Annotated in this window: 3 protein-coding genes and 2 tRNA genes; 3 read left to right on the top strand and 2 right to left on the bottom strand. The window is 27.9% G+C overall.

All coding sequences use genetic code 11. The features are described 5' to 3' along the window. Nucleotides 1-60 precede the first annotated feature (60 nt). The 3 genes from IO99_RS17645 to IO99_RS17635 all read left to right on the top strand — a co-directional run bounded on the left by IO99_RS17645 (nucleotide 61) and on the right by IO99_RS17635 (nucleotide 1,684). Nucleotides 61-137 (top strand) — tRNA-Asp (locus IO99_RS17645). Nucleotides 138-142: 5 nt separating this feature from the next. Continuing rightward, nucleotides 143-217 (top strand) — tRNA-Thr (locus tag IO99_RS17640). Between the two features lie 198 nt (nucleotides 218-415). Next, nucleotides 416-1,684, top strand: coding sequence for a Y-family DNA polymerase (locus IO99_RS17635; protein ID WP_035135804.1), 1,269 nt, complete (start codon nucleotides 416-418; stop codon nucleotides 1,682-1,684). A 55-nt stretch (nucleotides 1,685-1,739) separates the two neighbouring features. Here the strand turns inward: IO99_RS17635 and IO99_RS17630 are convergent, their stop codons facing one another. Next, nucleotides 1,740-2,729 carry an ATP-binding protein gene (locus tag IO99_RS17630; RefSeq protein WP_035135803.1) on the bottom strand — a complete coding sequence of 330 codons (990 nt, stop codon included), beginning with the start codon at nucleotides 2,727-2,729 and terminating at the stop codon, nucleotides 1,740-1,742. Beyond that, complete coding sequence (locus IO99_RS17625; protein ID WP_035135802.1) at nucleotides 2,722-3,717, bottom strand: DnaD domain protein; 996 nt, start codon at nucleotides 3,715-3,717, stop codon at nucleotides 2,722-2,724. The genes IO99_RS17630 and IO99_RS17625 overlap by 8 nt, the downstream gene beginning before the upstream one ends. Nucleotides 3,718-3,937: the final 220 nt, after the last annotated feature.

Genomic DNA, 3,937 nt, shown 5'->3' with positions numbered 1-3,937 from the left:
GCCTTACAAGCAGGGGGTCACAGGTTCGATCCCTGTTGCGACCACCACATAATCTAATGTGGCCCAGTGGCTCAGTTGGTTAGAGTGCCGGCCTGTCACGCCGGAGGTCGAGGGTTCGAGTCCCTTCTGGGTCGCCACTTATGCTGGCATGGCTCAACGGTAGAGCAGCTGATTTGTAATCAGCAGGTTGTAGGTTCGATTCCTATTGCCAGCTCCAAAGATTCTGAATTAATTCAGAATCTTTTTTTATTTTTTGAATTAATACATAAGTAAAAAATAATTAAATATATAAAAATTAAGGGCATATTTTAATTTAAAATAAATTATTGTCATAAAGGTATATAATTATATCTTTACAAACGAATATTTGTTCGTTAAAATAAGAATGTAAGTTAATTTTGAGGATGTGATATTTGTGGAGAATAAGTCCGAGAGAATAATATTTCACATAGATGTTAACTCTGCATTTCTATCATGGACAGCTATAAATTTATTAAGATGCGGAGAAAGTGAAATAGATATAAGAAAAATTCCTTCTATAATAGGTGGAAGTATAGAAGATAGAAGAGGAGTAGTTTTAGCAAAATCAATTCCAGCTAAGAAATTTAATATAATAACCGGAGAACCTATAGTAGCCGCGTTGAAAAAGTACCCTCAATTAAAAGTTTATCCACCAGAACATAAACTATATACAAGGTTTAGTAATGATATGTATAAATTGTTAGAGCCATATTCTGATTTTATTGAAAGATATTCTATAGATGAAGTTTTTATGGAAGCAAGTCATTTTAAATATGACTATATGGAAAAGGCTAAGGAGATAAAAAGAAAAATAGAAGAAGACTTAGGGTTTACAGTAAATATAGGAATAGGAAATAATAAGTTATTAGCTAAGATGGCTAGTGATTTTTCTAAGAAGAATTCTATCCATACATTATTTAAAGAAGAAATAAAAATAAAGATGTGGCCACTTAAAGTAGGCGATTTATTTATGGTTGGAAAAGCGGCAGAAAAAAAGCTTATAGATTTAAATATATTTACAATTGGAGATTTAGCAAATTATAATTTGAGCATTTTAAGAAATATATTTAAGAGCTATGCAAATATAATTTACGAATATGCCAATGGAATAGATAATTCACCCATTAACTGTGATAATTATGTGGATGTAAAAGGCATAGGAAATTCAACTACTACAAGCAAGGATATATTAAGTATAGATGAAGCTCTAAAAGTATTATTGTCACTTACTGAAAGCGTAGCTAAGAGACTTAGAGCTAATAAATCTTTATGCGGTATTGTAGCTGTATCAATAAAGTCGAATATATTTACAACTTATTCTCATCAGAAAAAGTTTTTAACCCCAACAGATTCCACTGAAGAAATTTTTAAATTAGTGAAAGTAATATTTAAGGAGATGTGGCGTAGAGAACCCATAAGATTATTAGGAGTCAGAGTAACTAAGTTGAGTGATAATAGTATATATCAAAAATCTTTATTTGATGATGAAAAAATAGATAAACAAAGAAGCTTAGATAGTACAATAGATAAAATAAGAGAAAAGTATGGAGATTCATCCATAATAAGATCTACCTTTATACACTCAAATAATAAAAGGGGCTTAGAAGATGAAAAGGCAGAAGATTTTTTAATGATGGGAGGTCTTTATGATTCTTCTAAATAAAAAAACATCCTAACTTAATATAAGTATAAGTTAGGATGCCTTTGATTAAATGAAATTATTTAGAGGATGCTTTACTATTTAAATTTTTTTGAAGTCTTATATCATCACCATAAAACTTAAACAAAGAAAAATTACCAAAAAGTCTAGATGTAATACGTTCTGAATAGATAGATAATAATTCATCTAAAGAAAAGTTACTAGATATTAACATTTTCTTATTTCTTAGAAGCTTTGTATTCAGTAGGTTAAATAACTCAGATATAGCAAATTCTGAGGATACTTCGGTACCTAAGTCATCTATTATAAGCAAATCACAATTAATTAGGTGATCTTCTAGAACTGAATTGTTATTAAATCTTATATCTTTTAAGTTTTTAATCAATTCTTCAGAAGTCTTATATACTATAAAATATCCATTATCTATTAATTCTTTTGCGATACAGTGAGATAAAAAGGTTTTTCCAGTGCCTGGATTACCATAAAAAAGAAGATTTTCTGATGTTGACTCAAAGTTTGCTATATATCTAAAACATTGATTTACAATGCTTTTCATATTTTCCTTTGGACTATATTTTTCACGGCCATTTCTTTTATCACTATAGAAGTCCATATTAAAATTAGCAAAATTATGATCATCAGAAACTATGAATAAATCACTATTTCTATAATAAAAACTATTAAGTTTTTGTTTATAGCAACTACATTTTTGTAATCCTATAAATCCAGTATCATTACATTTATTACAATTATAATGAATATCTAGATAATCTAAAGGATAACCGTTTGATACCAGTAACTCAGTCTTTTTAACTCTTAAATTAGTTATATTTTCCTTTAGTTCTTTTAAATGTTGTTCTCTATTAGGCGCATCCTGAAAGGCGGCTAGGGAAACCTTAATACATAGCTTCCCTATATGATTTTCAATATCATCTATTTCAGGAACACGTTTTTTTACTTCTGATTTTCTTAATTCTAAAGCATTTTTTTGATTTTCCTTTATTTTATCATAAAGTTTCATAATTTCTAAATGATATTTATTAGTCATTATTATCCCATCCTAAAAGTTTTCTTTCTAAATCTTCAAAATCATAGGTCCTTTGATCGTAACTATGAAATTTACCTTTGCCTTTTTTTGTATTGGTATTTGAAACTTCATTAACAATAGGTTTAAAATTAATTTTTTTCTTGTCTTTTAACTCAATATCTTGAAGAGTTTTAATTTTGTCTTTAAACCAACTATTAAGTATACCATCAATATATTTAAAGTCGGCTCTATTTAGTCTTTCAAAGCATATGTCACAAGCTTTATATATAATTTCTAAAGAAAAATTATATACATTTAACCATTTTTCCAAAAGCTCTTCTTGAGGTTTCATAACATCACCATTTTTCAGACCTAAATAAGTTAAGATTTTTCTTATATTAATCCATTTATCCTCATGCTTTTTTATAAAGTCTTGTGCTTCGTCTATACTAGTTATATTGTTATCACTCCAAGATACAGCTATTTTCTCAATATATCTATAGTCAGATTTTCCTTTAGAAACACAATATTCTATAAGTAAAAGTATAATTTCAGGAGAAAAATTAAAGTCGTTTTGCCATCCGAGATAAGTAGTCATTTCTTTGGGCGAAAGTGGACGTGCTAATAATCTTTCTATATCTTGCAACATATCTTTAACCATAGAATTATCTAGTTCTTTTAATAAATTCACAGATTTTCTGTTATCGGGAGCCTTAGTTAGTTCTAAGAATTCTATATTATAATTTCCCATGTTATCTATGGGAACTAATCTTATAACACCTTCGTCATTCCAATAATTCCAAGCATTTATTACGTCAGTTTCTAATAAGGATAGAGCTGAAGCTATAAGAGTTGAGTTTACACCTATTTCTCCACTAACACAATATTTAAGACCAAGTAAATAAACTTTTATATACTCGCCTCTAGCCTTTGCCATGAAGTTATCTATAAACACATTGCTTACGGGAGTATAATCTAAATTTTTGGTTTTAAACATAAAAGTACTCATAGAATCTCAACCTTTCCATGTTATCGTAATGTAATAGCATTACATTAAACTCTTGTTGAAAACTAAGGTTATAATTATATATAAGTAAATAAATTATTTATTTGATATATAAGTTATATCTTATTGCTCTATTTTTATAACCTTTTAGAATAAGTTTCAATTAAGAATTATATTATAACCTTAGTATATCATATAGTAAACCTATTAAAAGTAAAATTTA

It is taken from the genome of Clostridium sulfidigenes (assembly GCF_000732635.1).
GTDB classification, from domain to species: Bacteria; Bacillota; Clostridia; order Clostridiales; family Clostridiaceae; genus Clostridium_J; species Clostridium_J sulfidigenes.
This window is presented reverse-complemented; position numbering and strand designations above follow the sequence as displayed.